Origin of the sequence: Hafnia sp. HMSC23F03, from assembly GCF_001816025.1 — a bacterium.
GTDB lineage: Bacteria > Pseudomonadota > Gammaproteobacteria > Enterobacterales > Enterobacteriaceae > Hafnia > Hafnia paralvei.
Genome location: NZ_KV824212.1, coordinates 1 through 16,257 on the forward strand (window position 1 = coordinate 1; position 16,257 = coordinate 16,257).

Sequence of the window (16,257 nt, forward strand, 5' to 3'; positions counted from 1 at the left end):
AGCTCGGTATGAACAGGCGGGCGGAATATTACACTGAGCTTTCATAGCTAATACCAAACTGCACCGGAGTGAAAATGCCATCTCAGTCAACGACATCAATCATTTCAGCTCTGACTGCTCACCCCAAACTCATCCTCACATGCCACCAGTAGCTCAAATCCTCCCTGTTCACCCCAGTGGCTAAGACGTTGATAAACGGTATCAACGGCGTCTTTGACTGGCTGCATCATTGGCGCGTAGAACGCGACAATCGCGGGTTGAATGCCCACGAAGGTGATGTCAGGAACATCTTCGCGTAGCTGCTCGATCAAATAGCTCAGCGGTAGGTTATGCGTGGTGACGATAAAGAGTTCTGCGATGTCTTTCTCATCAATGATACGGATTTCACCCGGCTCTAAGCCCATTTCGGTGGCGTCAACGATAATCAGACGCTCGGGTTTCATCTCACGAATGGCATGAGAATAGCTTTCTGGAGACGTGCCACCGTCGATAACTGCCCAGCCTTCTACTGGGTGAGCGGTCACTTTCTCAGCCAGTAGGGGACCGGCACCGTCGTCCCCCATCATGCTATTGCCCACGCATAGCAGCAGGTTTTTTACGGGTTGGATGTTCTCTTGCAAGGAATTAGCCATCGCGTCTTTTCACCATCAGATAGATTGCGGGTTCATTTTCGATCATCTGCAATGCAGCGATCAGTGCATCCGTCCATGCCTGTTCTTGCTCATTCATCTGCGGGCGTGCTTTGTCTAAGGCGCAGGCCAGCATATGCGTGTGGGTACTATCAATGCAGATTTCACCATAGCGAGGCAGCCCTTCCAGTTTGCGGCGCGCAGTACTCTCTTCCGGCAGCTTGGCAACCCACGCCCGATAACCGCTCAGTGGGCACTCCAAACAGGTTTTTAAGCAGTCGATCACACCAAGGTGATGACCAATCGCGAGACTGTAATAAATCACTTCCTTCGCTTCCTGGGGAGTTCTGTCCTCATCTTCCTTTTTCTGCACGAATTTCCGGCTAAGGGAATAGAACACAACCATTGGATCTTGCTCATGATAAGGCTGGTTACGGGCGTGGTCGCTCATTAGACGTTGCCCCCTCGTGCTGCGTCATGACACACCGCTTGTAAGCGGGAGATAATCTCGGTTAAGCGAGGATCGTTTTCATGTGCTAAGAATTGCGCCACGCGCGCTTCCACAGTCAGATCGTTTTGTTGAGCGAGCAGATCCATGAATTTATCCGCGATCTGACGACCGTAACGATAGCCAGACATACGACGAGCTTCGCGGTCGATCATCACACGCAGCTGTTGTGGGATCGCTGGATGTAAAATAGTCGCCTGTTCATCTTCACTCTGCTGGTGGTGTTCGCCCTTCAGCTTTTGATCCAACAAACCTAACGCCATCGCAAAACCGTAGATAGTCGCGGCTGGTGTTGGCGGGCATCCAGGGATATAGACGTCAACCGGAACAATTTTGTCGGTGCCGCCCCAAACGCAGTATAGATCGTGGAAGATACCGCCGCTGCAGCCGCAGGCTCCATAAGAGATCACGATCTTTGGATCGGGCGCAGATTCATAGGCGCGGATCGCAGGAATGCGCATGGAACGGGTAACCGCACCCGTAAACAGCAAGATATCTGCATGGCGTGGTGATGGAACGACCTTAATCCCGAAGCGTTCAGTGTCAAACAGCGGAGTGAGCGCCGAGAAAATCTCGATTTCACAGCCGTTACAGCCACCGCAGTCAACGCGGTAAACATACGCTGAACGACGAATGTCTTTTAATAACGTGCTTTTGAGCTTGGCAATCTGCTCATCTACGGTAATCGGAACGGGCAAACCGTTGGCGTCGCGTGGGCCAATAATGGGTGAATTATTGACGGGCTGTTGCGTGATAATCTGGCTCATTGTGCCGCCTCCTGAGTCAGGTGACGTCCCAGCGTAATGCGTGCTGAGTGGGTAATATTGTGTTTACGTTTGCAGTTCGGACAGGTTTCAAACTGTGGGCGGCGCTCTTCGGCCTGCTCCTCGGTCAGATTTCCTGCCTGCACCAGCAGGGCCATGGCGTAATCGATCTCTTTCTGTGCTGCGTACGGTGCACCGCATTCAACACAGTTGCACACCTTGAATTCAGCGGTTTGGAGCAGATCGTTTTTGTTCCATACGGCTAGCTCAAACTCAGGTGTCAGCTTGATTGCGGCGGTTGGGCAGACCTCTTCACAGCGCGCACAGAAAATGCAGCGGCCCAGATGAAGTGACCAAGTGCGCGTCCCTTCACGTGCGTTGGTTTCCATCGTTAACGCGTTGGCAGGGCAGGCGGCGGTGCAGGCACCACAAGCGATGCACTGCTCTGGATTATATTCAGGCTTGCCGCGAAAGTTCGGATCAACCTGCATGGGTTTGGCCGGATAAGCCACCGTGGCATCACGATGCTTAAAGGCCGTTTTTAATAATTTCAGCATGACGTTTCTCCTGACCTTACTTCAGCGGTGAGTCTTTACGTTCCAGACCATAACGCTCGATTTCTTTGTACGGTACGGTAACGGACTTGCGCTTACGCACGTCTACCAGCGTTACGCGGTCAGTACAGGAGTAGCAAGGATCGAGGCTACCAATGATCAGCGGCGCATCGGATACGGTGTTACCACGCAGCATGTAACGCAGCGTTGGCCAGTTAGAGTAAGTGGCCGCACGGCAGCGCCAGCGATACAGTTTCTGGTTGTCACCGGTCATTGACCAATGGATATCGTCACCGCGCGGTGCTTCGGAGAAGCCCAACGCAAAGCGGTTAGGGATATAGGTGAAACCTTCTACCGACAGCGGGCCGCCCGGCAGGTTATCCAGACCAAAGTCGATCATGTTCAACGCGGTGAAGACTTCGTTTACGCGAACTTTCACACGGGAGATGACGTCGCAGCCGGTTTCGGTGTGAATTTCCATTGGCAGCAGGTCGTAGCCTGCAAATGGGTGATCGACTCGGGTATCACGGGCGTGTCCGCTTGCACGAATCATGGGGCCGACGTTACTGAAATCGCGAGCAATCTGTGGATCCAGACGACCCACGCCAACGGTACGCTGTTCCATATTTGGCGTGCTAAATAGGATATCGACTAGCGTTTTCACTTCAGCGCGCATTTCGGCAGCAAGAATGCGGGTTTTGATCATGTCGTCTTTCAACAGATCGCGACGAATTCCGCCGATCAGATTCAGACCGTAGGTTTTACGCGCACCGGTCAGGATTTCCGCCATCTTCATCGATTTTTCACGTACGCGGAAGAACTGCATGAAACCGGAATCAAAGCCGACAAAGTGGCACGATAAGCCGAGGTTTAGCAGATGACTGTGTAGACGTTCTACTTCGAGCAGAATTGAGCGAATAGCCTGCGCACGTTCTGGCACCTGAATGCCCATCGCATTTTCTACCGAGGTGGTATACGCAGTGCTGTGTGCAAACCCACAGATGCCACACACACGGTCAGACAAGAAGGTCACTTCGTTGTAGCCCATGCGCGTTTCGGCCAGTTTTTCCATACCACGATGCACATAGAACAGACGATAATCGGCATCAACGATATCTTCACCATCAACGAACAGGCGGAAGTGCCCTGGTTCATCAGAGGTGATATGTAGCGGGCCAATAGGAACAATTTTTCCGCTTTTGCTTTCATTGATAAATGGATAGGTTTCAACGTCAGTGGTTGGTGCTGGGCGCTGGCGATAATCCATTGAATCTTTACGCAGCGGATAAAGTTCATCCGGCCAATCATCTGGCAGAACCAGACGGCGTTCGTCGGGTAAACCCACGGGAATGAGGCCATACATATCACGAACTTCGCGCTCGCCCCAGACCGCAGCGGGCACGCGTGGAGTGACGGATGGGAACTCAAGCGTTCTCTCATCGACCAGTGCTTTTACCGTGATCCAGCATTTGGTGCCGGTTTCCATGGATAGAACGTAGTAAACCGCATAGCTACCGCACAGCGGGCGCTCGTCGTTGCCGAACAGAACGGATAACCAGCCACCCTGCTTGTAATACAGAAACTCGACAACTTCCGGCAACATATTGGTTTTAATGGTGATGGTTGCCTGAGTATCGGTCTGCCAGCTTTCGTCCAGAATCGCTGTGGGAAACTGCTGACGCAGTTCCTGAATGTAATGTTGACCTGTTTTTTGCTGATTCATGAGCCGCGATGCCCCGTAAGCTGAGAGGATGAAACTAAAAATAAGTGAGTCAGAAATGCTGTCATGCCCGGCCTCACGCAATTAACCAAGATAAGAATGCCGCCGCAGCCAAGCCAAAACCGGCCCATGTGGTGTACGACGTTTTTAGGAAACGTAAACGGGCAACGCTGTTTTCGAACAGCGCAATCAGAGCGATACCGACCAGCAGCTTGATAATTGCTGCGACAATGGCTAGAACCAGAGCGCCTGCGCTGAAGGTGGTCATTTGCCCCCAAGGAACAAATACGCCGATAAACAGTTGTAAAACCACCAGCTGTTTCAGGCTGATACCTAGTTTTAATACTGCAAACGCCGAGCCGGAGTATTCCGTTAGTGGGCCTTCCTGAAGTTCCTGTTCTGCTTCTGCCATATCAAACGGGAGTTTGCCCATTTCGATAAAGGTGGCGAATGCGCAGGCCAGCAGCGCTAGCACCAAGGCCAGAGAAGAATTCACATCCCACTCCAGTACGTGAAAACTCATCACACCAAGGTTGGTTGACCCCGCCAGCAGAGCCGTGACCCACAGACCAAGCATTAGGATTGGTTCTACCAGAATACCTAGCATGGATTCACGACTCGCGCCGATTCCAGTAAAAGTGCTGCCGGTGTCTAAACCTGCAATCGCAAAGAAGAAACGTGCAACGGCAAACAGATATACAACGGTGATTAAATCGCCGATAGGGGCTAGCGGGCTGATAACTGTCACCACCGGTAGCGCGGTGGCGATAGTTAACATCGTGCCGACCATGACATACGGCATCATCTGGAAAAATACGCCAGAGGCTGCCGGTGAAATATTCTGGCGTTTGAACAGTTTAAAAATGTCGCGATAGTCCTGAAAAATATCAGGCCCTTTACGGCTGTGTATTTTGGCTCGCAGCACGCGGGAAATACCGCTAAACAGCGGAGCCAGTGCTAACAGGACTAATGCCTGAATCAGGGCTAGCACAAGGATGGAAAGCGAACTCATATCATTCTCCTCAGGCGAAAATCGCCACTAACAGCAGGGCGAGCTCAATCACCGCTAACGCGGGATAAATGCGCATAGCGCCTTCGCGTAGCAGGCCACCTAACAGCGGTGCCGGATTGAAAACCTGACGTAGACGATAAACAGGGGCGAACATCACACGCAGTGGCTGAGCAAAGCCCGTGGCGGTGACGACCATTCCTGCTTCATGTCCATAACCACAGGCCCATGCATCTCCATGACGACGACGTGGCAGGCGTGCATTTTTGTACATACCCACCAGCAGCATAGGAATAATGGGGAAGGCCAGAAGTAGAATGGCAATCATCGGAGTGGACAGCAGGGTGGTGTTAGCCGTGCCAGAAATCATTACGGCACCCTGAGTCATCTGATGTGGATCGAGCATTAAACCGAGCGATCCCGCCGCGATTTTCAGCATGTAAGGCAGCACCCACGGAGCTCCAATACCGAAGGCCAAACAGCCAATGGCTAACAACACCGGAGAGAACAGCATAGATGCCGGAGCGCAGCCTGCGTTAGCTGCACCTTCGCTGCGAGGGGCTCCGAGGAACGTCACACCGAAGATTTTCGCCACGCACATCACGGCCAGTGCGCCGGTAATCGCCAGAACGACCATCACCAAAGGAGCAATGATACGCATGCTCAAGATTGAGGAGTGGCTGAGAGAGAACAGAGTTTGGTAGGTAAACCACTCACTGACAAAGCCGTTAAGCGGTGGCAACGCCGCCATCGACATCAGGCCAATCAGCATGGCGGTTGCTGTTAGCGGCATACGGCGTGCAACGCCACCCAATTTTTCAATATCTTTCGCACCGGTACTGCGGATCACTGCACCTGCGCCAAGGAATAACACGCCTTTAAATAAGGTGTGGTTAACCAAATGGAACAGTCCAGCCATTAAACCGAGCACGGCAAGCGTAGGTTTACCCAGCGCCAGCCCAAGCACACAGGCAGAAAGTCCCAGCAGAATGATGCCGATATTTTCCACGGTGTGATAAGCCAGAAGGCGCTTGATATCGTGCTCCATCAGGGCATATAAACCACCGATAAAGGCCGTGAGTGCACCGATAATCATCAGCGCTGCGCCCCACCACAGCTGTGGCATTCCTAGCCAGTCAATGCTGAGTTTCAGCAACCCAAACAGACCCACTTTTAACATTACTGAAGAGACGAGCGTGGCGGCATGGCTTGGTGCGCTGGAGTGAACCTGTGGGATCCAGCCGTGTAATGGAACCAAACCGGAAACAATACCGAAGCCGAGTAAACCGAGCACAAATACCAATGAGGCTAAGCCACGGCTGAGCGTGGCAAGGTGAAATTCGCTCAGCGCCAACGTGCCGCTATGGCGATACAGGATCCAGAACGCGGCGATGATAAATACGGTGCCCAAGCGTGACATCAGCCAATAAAGGCTGGCAGCCTTACGTGCTTTTGCATCTTGTGCTTGCCATACTAGCAGCGCGGTGAACAGGGTCATCAACTCCAGAAGCGCTACAAACATCACGGCGTTATCGGTGAGGACTAACAGGCTGATGGCAGCGCTGAGCATGTTCATCAAACAGCCAATCAGCGCCGCTTTCTTCGGTGCATAACTTTTCAGATAGCTAAAAGCATAAATAGCACACAGCAGGCTGATAACGGAGGTCAGTAACAGCATTAGGCTGTTCAGCGTGTTAAATAGCACTTGTGTGTGATTAAACAGATTTGCGCTAACGATCTCAGGAGTAAAAGTAAGGCCTTGGCACGCGCTCCATGTGCCCGCTGCGCCAGCAACGAATGCGCCTAACGCGGCAACGCGAGCGCCGAGCCAGCCGGAACCGGTTGACCCTAATACCAGCGATAGCAGGGCGGAGATCAAATAAATACTGAGAGCGAAGCTCAATAATTCAACGGTATTCATTGTGCGTCGGACCCCTCTGCGAATGAACTAAACATCATCAAATCGGCATCCATGGCGTCCATTGCATTTTGACGTTTGGCGGCGCTGGCCAGAGCCAACTGGTTATCATCAACCAACATGATGGCGTGAGTTGGGCAGGCACGGACGCATGCGGGTCCTTGTTCGCTGAACTGACATAAATCGCATTTCACGGCGATGCTGCGGATACCGGGATACCAATCTAGGAATGGGCTAATGCCACGTTTGTTGGGCGGTGCAGGTAGTGCCATCGGCGTGTTGCTGTTGGCAGGAATATGCAGGGGCTTACTGCCGTTCATGGTGATAGCACCAAATGGGCAGGCAATGCCGCACAGTTTGCAGCTCACGCACAGGCTTTCGTTAAGCTGAATGGAATCGTTGGTATGGGTAATCGCATTGACCGGGCAAACCTGTGCGCACGGCGCGTCTTCACACTGGTGACACATAACAGGCACGGAATCTCGGCTGTTTTTGACCACCACCAGACGCGGCTCAGTTTGCAGGCCGTACATCTTGTGCTCTTCAGAGCAAGCGGCCATACAGGTGTTGCACCCGATACATAATCGGGGATCCGCAATAACAAAGCGGTTCATGTTCAGTCCTCTGGTTCAGACTACAAAAGTTAAATTCCCCTCTGTTAAGCACAAAACGTGCCAGTAGGTGTAAAATGGTAAATAATTGTTTATTTACAGTGGGTTGTTTGTCTTTTTGAATGGCATTTTTGGGTGTCGGAAGTGTGTTGTTGTCGACACTTGAGGGCGGGTTCGACATTAGTGTCGAAGGACTCTTCCCATGACGAAATGTCATGGAACTCGATGAGAAAGATATTCAGTCGAGAGAAATGATGATAATTCAAGGAAATGCCATGAGGATTATCATCATTAATGTGTATGGTTGAATTGTATTTCTGTCAGATATGGTACTGTTATTCTTTAAATACTAATGCGATCGGTAATGGATGGCGTAGGCGTCTTTTTAATTTGGCGAAGAAGCCTTGTGAGTCTTGCTTGCTGTAAAATGGTTTTGCTTCATGAATAAGGCTAGCTAATTTATTAAAGTGAGGGCTGTTATCTGCGGTGAAGAAAATAAGTTCTATATTCAAGGGCAGCAAGGACATGTAATTCTTTTTAATTTCAGCAAAGTGTTTGCGAGTGCGTTCTTTATCACCGCAATCCAATAGCATCAGTAATGTGAAGTTATCAAGACCTGATGTAGACTCCGTGACATTTGCAAGCGCTAAACGACAGGTATATATCTCTTTTTGACCACTACAATATAGATAAAGCTGGCGGCAAAAGGCTAGTGGCATATCAAGCACTGTTATGGCTTTTTGTGGCTGATTTGATTCGATTTTTTCGTTTTTTGCTTCAGCCGCGATAATCAGGCTCATTATTTGTCCATGCTCAAGGATTGCGTAGTTATCACTATTTTCCGTAACGACCAGTGCAAAACGCTCCATCGTTGCAAGCTTTAGAATAACGAAACCATTAATAGCTATCCACTGTGTTGTATCACTACTTTCTTGTATGGCGGGAAGACATTCGGGTTGTGTATTTTCATCTACAGATAAATAACTGTATATTATGTTATCGCCCGTTTCTGGCAATGTGTGATAGACGGCTGAAAATTCAGACTTACCGTCACTCCTCGGTTTATGCTCGCCAAGTATCCAGAATGTTTGGTCGCAAAATGATTGGAAAATATTATAACAATGCTCACTTAAATCTTCATTTTCATTAAGTTGAGCGATAGCATTAATTTGGGTGATTATCGGGAAACCCATAGTGAATTTTTCATCCTTGATATTAAATTCTGTTGTTAACATTTTAAATAATACAGCAGATAATATTAAGGTGAACAGTATTATTATTTATCTCCTGATTACAGATTCCCTCACTTTCAACTCTCCGACAAACGGCTCTACGGGTTCTACAATTTCGCCACTGCTTAACCGCAGCGCTTGGGTAATTGCCGTAGAGATCATCTTATCGATAGGCAAGTAAACCGTGGAAAGTGATGGTTGTAGATATTCGGCGCTAGGTTCATCGTCGAAGCCAAATAGTGATACATCCTCGGGTACGCGTTTTCCGGCCTGATGCAGGGCGCGAAGTGCGCCAATCGCCATATCGTCGTTGCAGGCAAAAAGGGCAGTGAAAGGGTGCTGACGAGCAAGTAGTTCGCAGCAGGCACGGTATCCACCTGCAACGGTGCTATCACCGAGTGTAACTAGCGTATCGTGATAGGTTATCTGATTTTGTTCCAGAGCATCTTTATAACCCGCTAAGCGAGACTGCGCGGTTGGCGTATTAATAGGCGCCGTAATGCAGGCTATTTGGCGATGGCCGTTTGCAATGAGGTAATTAACCACTTCGCTTGCGGCTTGCTGCTGCTCGAAGAAGACGCAGCGATCGCGAGCCTGAGGTAAATCTCGATTAATCACCATGAGAGCGTGATGTTGGCTGATCAACTGCATCAGCGCGGGTTCTTCCATAAAGCGCGTATAGAGGATGATCGCGTCACAGCGGCGGTCAATAAGCAGGTGTACGGCTTCAAGTTCGCCTTCAGGTGTATCGTGACCATCAGTCACAATCATATGTTTCCCGCTTGCTTCTATCAGCTGCGCGGCTTGTCGAAGCAAACGGCCAAAATATGGACCATCAAAATTTGATACAACTAAACCAATGGTATTGGAGGTTTGATTCGCCAATGCCTGCGCTAACAGGTTGGGGCGATAGCCTAACTCCTCTACGGCTTTATATACCGCTATGCGCGTGCTTTCTTTGACCTGACCCGTGCCGTTTAATACTCGAGAAACGGTGGCCTTGGACACGCCAGCACGCAGCGATACATCCAGCATGGTTATCATCAATATCTTCCCTACTTTATGCGTAAAAATGCGAGATTATCACACCAACCGTGGCGTAGAGACCGAATGTCGACAGACGAGCGTCGGGCTGAACATATTGGTTGTTTCAGGTAGAGGCAACTGTTTGGATAAGGCCAGTGCCAACTCTGCGGCCTGAGTCGCCATTGCCACGACGGGGTAACGAATGGTGGTTAAACGAGGTCGCAGATAACGCGAAATTAAAACGTCATCGAATCCGATCAGTGAAATTTTTCCAGGGACATCAATGCTGTTATCGCTTAGTACCGACAGCGCGCCTGCGGCCATGGGATCGTTATAACAGGTGACCGCAGTGAGCGTTTTACCGTGGCCGAGCAGTTCGGTCATCGCCTGCTCACCGCCGATTTCATCAGGCGAACCATAGGCAATCAGCTTGTCGTCCACGGGAATACCGTGTTCGTGCAGTGCGTCTAAATAGCCTTGCAGACGATCGTGCGCATCCGAAATGGGGTGGTTAGAACAGATACAGGCAATGTGTTTATGTCCTTGTTGAATCAGATGGCGGGTGGCCAACCACGCGCCGTAGCGGTCATCAAGCGCTACGCACCGAGTTTCAAATCCCGGCAGTGTGCGGTTAATCAGTACCATGCCCGGTATTTGTTTCATCAGATGTGCCAGTTCTTCATCTGGGATCATTTTGGAGTGAACCACCAGCGCCGCGCAACGATGGCGAATTAATTGTTCGATAGCCTGACGTTCTTTATCGATGTTGTGATAGCCATTGCCGATCAGTAGAAAATTTTCGGTTGCATAAGCAACCTGTTCAACGGCCTTAACCATGGCACCAAAAAATGGATCGGAAACGTCTGACACAATTAAGCCAATTGTTTCAGTCGATTGCTGGGCTAATGCCCGCGCATTGGCGTTTGGGTGATACTGTAACTGCTCCATGGCAGACATCACGGCGGCGCGTGAGCTGTCGCTTGCTTTTGGCGAGTTATTGATAACGCGAGAAACCGTGGCGACGGAGACTCCCGCGAGCCTAGCAACATCCTTTATGGTAGCCATGGGATTATCCAAAAATACAGTGAAGGGAAAGCGTTTACACGCCAGTGTTGCGGAAAAGCCCCGATGCTGCAAGCCCCGCCGCGTATCGGTTTTTAGCGATATGTCGCAGAACCGTAGAAATCACACCGCTAGTTACATTTTGCGCACGAATGTTGCGATTAGCCGCTGGCGACAGATGGAACAGCGTTTTAATCTAAACATCCCAGAGGTATTGATTGGTGAGATTTCAGTACATTTGTTACTGAAGCCAATAAATTACACCGACCTACGCGGATGCGTAGGTTTTTTTTTGTTTCCCCTTCGTCATTGAAACTGCGGCTGTGCTAGCTCATCGGGATTCACTCATTTGCTGCCTTGCCTGCTTCCCATTCGCCTGATTTATTTCTTAGCGGTGATTTTCCTTAAGGTGTTTCGCGTTTGAAAGCTAATTTACATATCGTTTCATTTGGAATGGTTATCTTGCGATTAATGCGTAGTGCAGGGCCTGAATGTCTTCTACATTAACCGTCCCAGAGGTATTGATTGGTGAATTTTTCAGTACATTTGTGACTGAACCAAGAAATTACACCGACCTACGCGGATGCGTAGGTTTTTTTTTGCCTCAAATTCTGCTGCAGTTTAAGTATCGCTTAAATCTTAAAAGTCGATTAATTCCCACCGACGACCTGAAAAAACATCAGCACTCTAGTATGCTCTGTCGAATTGTATTTGACGCTAGCGTATAGCCTTTTGAACATAGGGAGATGTGCATGATTTTTCGCTTTTTCAGCGCTCTATTCCGCTTTTTATTCCGTATAAAAGTCACTGGACTGGAGCATTCTTTCAAACACGACAAGCTGCTGATCACCCCAAATCACGTGTCTTTTTTAGATGGCGTGTTGATGGCGCTTTATTTGCCGGTGCGTCCCGTGTTTGCCGTCTATAGTTCTATTGCTGATAGCCGCTATATGCGCTTTATCAGTAAATATGTCGATATTGTTGCACTTGATCCGACAAAGCCGATGGCGATTAAACATCTGATTCGTATGGTCGAGCAGGGGCGTCCAGTGGTGATTTTCCCTGAGGGGCGTATTACCGTGACCGGCTCAATGATGAAAATCTATGACGGTGCCGCGTTTGTTGCTGCACGTTCTGGTGCAGCGATTATTCCTGTTCGTATTGAAGGGGCTGAGTTTACGCCTTTTGGACGTTTGCGCGGACTGTTTAAGGTGCGCTGGTTCCCACAGATCAGCATCAATATTTTACCGCCAACACATTTAGCCATGCCTGAGGCGCCGCGCGCGCGCGAACGTCGGGTTTTAGCTGGTGAGCGCTTACACGACATCATGATGAGTGCGCGTATGGATTCTCAGCCGCGTCACACGCTTTATCAGGCGTACCTCGCTGCAATGACGCGCTACGGTGCCTCAAAACCTATTATTGAAGACATCGCCTTTAAGGAAGATAGCTATCGTACGTTGCTGAAAAAGTCATTGGGTGTCAGTCGTATTCTGGAGCGTTTTACGAGGCCAGGCGAACACGTTGGGATGTTGTTGCCCAATGCCACGATAACCGCTGCGGCGATTATTGGCGCAACGCTCCGTAATCGCGTTCCAGCGTTGCTGAATTATACGGCGGGCGTTAACGGTGTGAAAAACGCCATGTTGGCCGCCAATATCAAAACCATCGTGACTTCACGTCAGTTCTTGGAGAAGGGCAAATTGACCCATTTGCCAGAGCAGGTCGTCGAGGCTAACTGGGTTTATTTGGAAGACCTGAAAGACACGGTAACGCGTGATGATAAAATTTGGATTATCAAACACCTGATGTGTCCAGCAAAAGCGATGTTACCGCAAAAGCCTGATGATGCCGCGCTGATTCTGTTTACCTCTGGTTCAGAGGGGTATCCTAAAGGTGTCGTGCATTCTCACGCCAGCTTGCTGGCAAACGTGGAACAAATCCGTACGGTGGCGGATTTTACTCCGGCTGACCGGTTTATGTCTGCTTTGCCGCTGTTCCATGCCTTTGGCTTGACCGTTGGCCTATTAACGCCATTGATGACGGGCAGCCGTGTATTCTTGTATCCAAGCCCACTGCATTATCGTGTAGTACCAGAACTGGTCTACGATCGTAATTGTACCGTGTTGTTTGGCACTTCAACCTTTTTGGGAAACTACGCACGTTTTGCTCACCCATATGATTTTGCTCGTTTGCGCTATGTGGTGGCCGGTGCAGAAAAGCTATCCCCAAATACGGCTCAGATTTGGCAGGATAAATTTGGCATCCGAATTCTTGAAGGATATGGCGTGACCGAGTGCGCCCCCGTGGTGGCGATTAACGTGCCTATGTCAACCAAGGTCGGCAGTGTTGGCCGGATTTTACCGTCGATGGAAGCACGTTTGATTAAGGTGACCGGGATTGAGCAGGGTGGTCGTTTACAGCTGCGCGGGCCGAATATTATGAAAGGTTATCTGCGGGTTGAGAATCCAGGGGTACTGGAAATGCCTCAGGCTGAAAATGCCGACGGTGTGATGGAAGCGGGATGGTATGACACGGGTGATATCGTGACGCTAGATGATAATGGCTATTGCGTTATTCGGGGTCGCGTTAAGCGTTTTGCTAAACTGGCTGGAGAAATGGTGTCTCTTGAAAGTGTGGAACAACTGGCGCTGAAGATTTCTCCGGATCATGAACACGCGGCGTCTTCGCGTAGCGACAGCAGTAAAGGGGAAGCGTTGGTACTGTTTACTACCGATCCTGAGCTAAGTCGTGATCGCCTGCTAAAACAGGCGCGTGAAAGCGGAGTACCGGAGCTTGCCGTACCTCGCGATATTCGTTTCTTGAAGTCACTGCCGTTGCTGGGTAGCGGAAAGATCGATTTTGTCACTCTGCGCCAACTGGCTGAAAACAAAGAAACTGCCGACGGAGAAACCGTATGACAGATGCAGTGCATTCAAATGGGCCGTTATTAAACCGCAGCATGAAGGCGGTGATTCTGGCTCAGTTTTTTTCCGCATTTGGCGATAACGCGTTGTTGTTTGCCACCCTCGCGGTGATTAAACAACAACTCTATCCTGACTGGAGCCAACCGGTTTTGCAGATGGCGTTTGTGGCAACTTATATTGTGCTCGCGCCGTTTGTCGGACAGTTTGCCGATAGTTTTTCAAAGGGCCGAGTGATGATGGTCGCCAACTCGCTGAAACTGTTGGGGGCGCTGGCAATCTGTTTTGGTTTTAATCCTTTCTTGGGGTATGCCTTGGTGGGGATCGGTGCGGCGGCTTACTCGCCGGCTAAGTACGGGATCCTCGGTGAGATCACCAGTGGCGATCAGCTAGTAAAAGCTAATGGCTTGATGGAGGCCTCCACGATCGTGGCGATCCTCATTGGGTCTGTGGCGGGTGGCATGATGGCTGACTTGAACGTGATTGCGGCATTAGCCCTCTGTGTGCTGGTGTATGGGGCAGCGGTTGTGGCTAACGGGTTCATTCCGAAATTGAATCCTGCACATCCTACTCGCTCATGGAACCCGGTTCGCATGGTGTCTATTTTTGGCGATGCATGTCGTGTGCTTTGGAGCAATCAGGAAGCGCGTTTCTCGCTGATCGGTACGAGTCTGTTTTGGGGCGCAGGTGTTACGTTGCGTTTCCTGCTGGTGCTGTGGGTGCCTGTGGTTCTGAACATTACGGATAACACCACGCCAACTCTGCTGAATGCGATGGTGGCCGTGGGGATTGTTATCGGCGCGGGTGCGGCGGCAAAACTGGTGACGTTAACGACGGTTAAACGTTGTTTACCGGCGGGCGTCTTAATCGGCGTTGTCGTAGCTTGGTTTGCTATGCAAAGTAGCCCATCGCTTTCCTATGTGCTTTTAGTGCTGGTAGGCGTTTGCGGCGGATTTTTTGTGGTGCCGCTTAATGCGTTACTGCAAGAAAGGGGTAAACACACCGTTGGTGCAGGTAATGCTATTGCCGTGCAGAATCTCGGTGAAAATACCGCGATGCTGTTGATGCTAGGACTCTATTCGTTGGTAGTCAAAATCGGCGTGCCTGTAGTGGGTATTGGCGTGGGGTTTGGCGTAGTATTTGCTTTGGCCATTGTCGGTGTGTGGGGATGGGATGTTGTGCGCAGGAAGCGCAGCGCTTAAACCTTATTCGTTTCCCCTCCCAATATCGGGAGGGGACTTATCTTAGCTTTTACGGCGCAGGATAAGTGAAGCGGCTATGGATCTCTTCAATCGCCTTCAGCACTTCTTCATCTAGCACCAGACTTCTGCTTTCGATATTACTTTTCAACTGTTCAAGCGTTGTTGCACCAAGCAACGTGCTGGATACAAACGGCTGTTGGCGCACGAAAGCTAGCGCCATTTGTGCCGGATCTAAAGCGTGTTTTTTCGCTAACTGAACATACTCCGCGACCGCCGCTTCGGTTTGTTTGCTGGTATAGCGCGTAAAGCGGCTAAACAGGGTGTTGCGCGCGGTTGCGGGCTTTGCTCCGTTCAGATATTTACCGCTCAAAGTGCCAAAGCCTAAACAGGAATAGGCCAGCAGTTCCACCCCTTCATACTGGCTAATTTCAGCCAGACCTACTTCAAAGCTGCGGTTGAGCAAACTGTAGGGATTCTGAATCGAAACAATGCGCGGTAAATCGTGTTTCTCTGCCAGTTGGAGATAGCGCATCACGCCCCAAGGCGTTTCGTTGGAAACGCCGATGTAACGAATTTTTCCTGCACGAACCTGTTCTGATAGCGCTTCCAGCGTTTCTAAAATAGTGACCACTGGTTTTTGCTCGGTATAACGATAGCCCAACTGACCAAAACAGTTAGTCGGCCGCTGTGGCCAGTGAAGCTGATAGAGATCGATATAGTCGGTATTAAGCCGTTTTAAGCTGTCGTCCAATGCGGCTCGGATATTTTTGCGATCGAGAGCCTGATCGGGACGGATCCCGCTGTCATTGTTGCGGACTGGCCCGGTGATTTTTGTGGCGAGAACGATTTTCTCGCGATTGCCGCGTTTGGCTAACCAACTGCCAATGTAAGACTCGGTAAGCCCTTGAGTTTCAGGACGTGGTGGCACAGGATACATTTCGGCGGTATCAATCAGATTAATCCCGCTGGTGATGGCTAAATCGAGTTGCGCGTGGGCATCAGCTTCGCTGTTTTGTTCCCCGAACGTCATGGTTCCTAAACCCAGTTCGCTAACTTCCAGCGAGCTGTGCGGAATGCGGTGATATTGCATAGCTGAGT

14 protein-coding genes are annotated in these 16,257 nt (G+C 50.3%); 2 read left to right on the top strand and 12 right to left on the bottom strand.

The genetic code is table 11. The features are described 5' to 3' along the window. Positions 1-104 precede the first annotated feature (104 nt). From hycI to galR, 11 genes are all read right to left on the bottom strand, one after another. A complete protein-coding gene (hycI, locus tag HMPREF3091_RS05445; RefSeq protein WP_004091675.1) occupies positions 105-632 on the bottom strand; it encodes a hydrogenase maturation peptidase HycI in 528 nt (175 codons plus the stop codon). Then, positions 625-1,080, bottom strand: a complete 456-nt coding sequence (locus tag HMPREF3091_RS05450; RefSeq protein WP_070714659.1) for a formate hydrogenlyase maturation HycH family protein — start codon at positions 1,078-1,080, stop codon at positions 625-627. Before HMPREF3091_RS05450 ends, hycI begins: the two co-directional genes overlap by 8 nt. After that, on the bottom strand, positions 1,080-1,904 hold the full coding sequence (locus HMPREF3091_RS05455) for an NADH-quinone oxidoreductase subunit B family protein (RefSeq protein ID WP_004091671.1): 825 nt from the start codon (positions 1,902-1,904) through the stop codon (positions 1,080-1,082). The genes HMPREF3091_RS05450 and HMPREF3091_RS05455 overlap by 1 nt, the downstream gene beginning before the upstream one ends. Further along, the gene (locus HMPREF3091_RS05460; protein ID WP_004091669.1) at positions 1,901-2,458 is read right to left on the bottom strand and encodes a formate hydrogenlyase complex iron-sulfur subunit; all 558 of its coding nucleotides are present in this window, start codon (positions 2,456-2,458) and stop codon (positions 1,901-1,903) included. The genes HMPREF3091_RS05455 and HMPREF3091_RS05460 overlap by 4 nt, the downstream gene beginning before the upstream one ends. A gap of 16 nt (positions 2,459-2,474) precedes the next feature. Then, positions 2,475-4,178 carry a hydrogenase large subunit gene (locus HMPREF3091_RS05465; RefSeq protein WP_035503012.1) on the bottom strand — a complete coding sequence of 568 codons (1,704 nt, stop codon included), beginning with the start codon at positions 4,176-4,178 and terminating at the stop codon, positions 2,475-2,477. A 73-nt stretch (positions 4,179-4,251) separates the two neighbouring features. Continuing rightward, entirely contained in the window at positions 4,252-5,187 is a 936-nt protein-coding gene (locus HMPREF3091_RS05470; RefSeq protein ID WP_004091665.1) for a respiratory chain complex I subunit 1 family protein, read from the bottom strand. A 10-nt stretch (positions 5,188-5,197) separates the two neighbouring features. Continuing rightward, positions 5,198-7,105 (bottom strand): proton-conducting transporter transmembrane domain-containing protein, encoded by a 1,908-nt coding sequence (locus tag HMPREF3091_RS05475; protein WP_070714660.1) that lies wholly within the window; start codon positions 7,103-7,105, stop codon positions 5,198-5,200. Then, positions 7,102-7,716, bottom strand: coding sequence for a 4Fe-4S dicluster domain-containing protein (locus HMPREF3091_RS05480; RefSeq protein ID WP_008815129.1), 615 nt, complete (start codon positions 7,714-7,716; stop codon positions 7,102-7,104). The genes HMPREF3091_RS05475 and HMPREF3091_RS05480 overlap by 4 nt, the downstream gene beginning before the upstream one ends. Positions 7,717-8,048: 332 nt before the next feature. After that, the gene (locus tag HMPREF3091_RS05485) at positions 8,049-8,948 is read right to left on the bottom strand and encodes an enhanced serine sensitivity protein SseB C-terminal domain-containing protein (RefSeq protein WP_139146198.1); all 900 of its coding nucleotides are present in this window, start codon (positions 8,946-8,948) and stop codon (positions 8,049-8,051) included. A 45-nt stretch (positions 8,949-8,993) separates the two neighbouring features. After that, entirely contained in the window at positions 8,994-9,989 is a 996-nt protein-coding gene (locus HMPREF3091_RS05490) for a LacI family DNA-binding transcriptional regulator (RefSeq protein WP_070714667.1), read from the bottom strand. 39 nt (positions 9,990-10,028) lie between these two features. Further along, positions 10,029-11,036 carry an HTH-type transcriptional regulator GalR gene (gene galR, locus HMPREF3091_RS05495; protein ID WP_070714669.1) on the bottom strand — a complete coding sequence of 336 codons (1,008 nt, stop codon included), beginning with the start codon at positions 11,034-11,036 and terminating at the stop codon, positions 10,029-10,031. A 749-nt stretch (positions 11,037-11,785) separates the two neighbouring features. Here galR and aas point away from each other — a divergent pair. Together aas and lplT are read left to right on the top strand one after the other, a co-directional pair. Further along, positions 11,786-13,954 carry a bifunctional acyl-ACP--phospholipid O-acyltransferase/long-chain-fatty-acid--ACP ligase gene (gene aas / locus HMPREF3091_RS05500; RefSeq protein ID WP_070714671.1) on the top strand — a complete coding sequence of 723 codons (2,169 nt, stop codon included), beginning with the start codon at positions 11,786-11,788 and terminating at the stop codon, positions 13,952-13,954. Next, positions 13,951-15,159 carry a lysophospholipid transporter LplT gene (gene lplT, locus HMPREF3091_RS05505; protein ID WP_070714673.1) on the top strand — a complete coding sequence of 403 codons (1,209 nt, stop codon included), beginning with the start codon at positions 13,951-13,953 and terminating at the stop codon, positions 15,157-15,159. Before aas ends, lplT begins: the two co-directional genes overlap by 4 nt. A gap of 49 nt (positions 15,160-15,208) precedes the next feature. On the opposite strand, the gene HMPREF3091_RS05510 is transcribed toward lplT, so the two are convergent. Continuing rightward, entirely contained in the window at positions 15,209-16,249 is a 1,041-nt protein-coding gene (locus HMPREF3091_RS05510) for an NADP(H)-dependent aldo-keto reductase (protein WP_070714675.1), read from the bottom strand. Between the last annotated feature and the right edge of the window lie 8 nt (positions 16,250-16,257).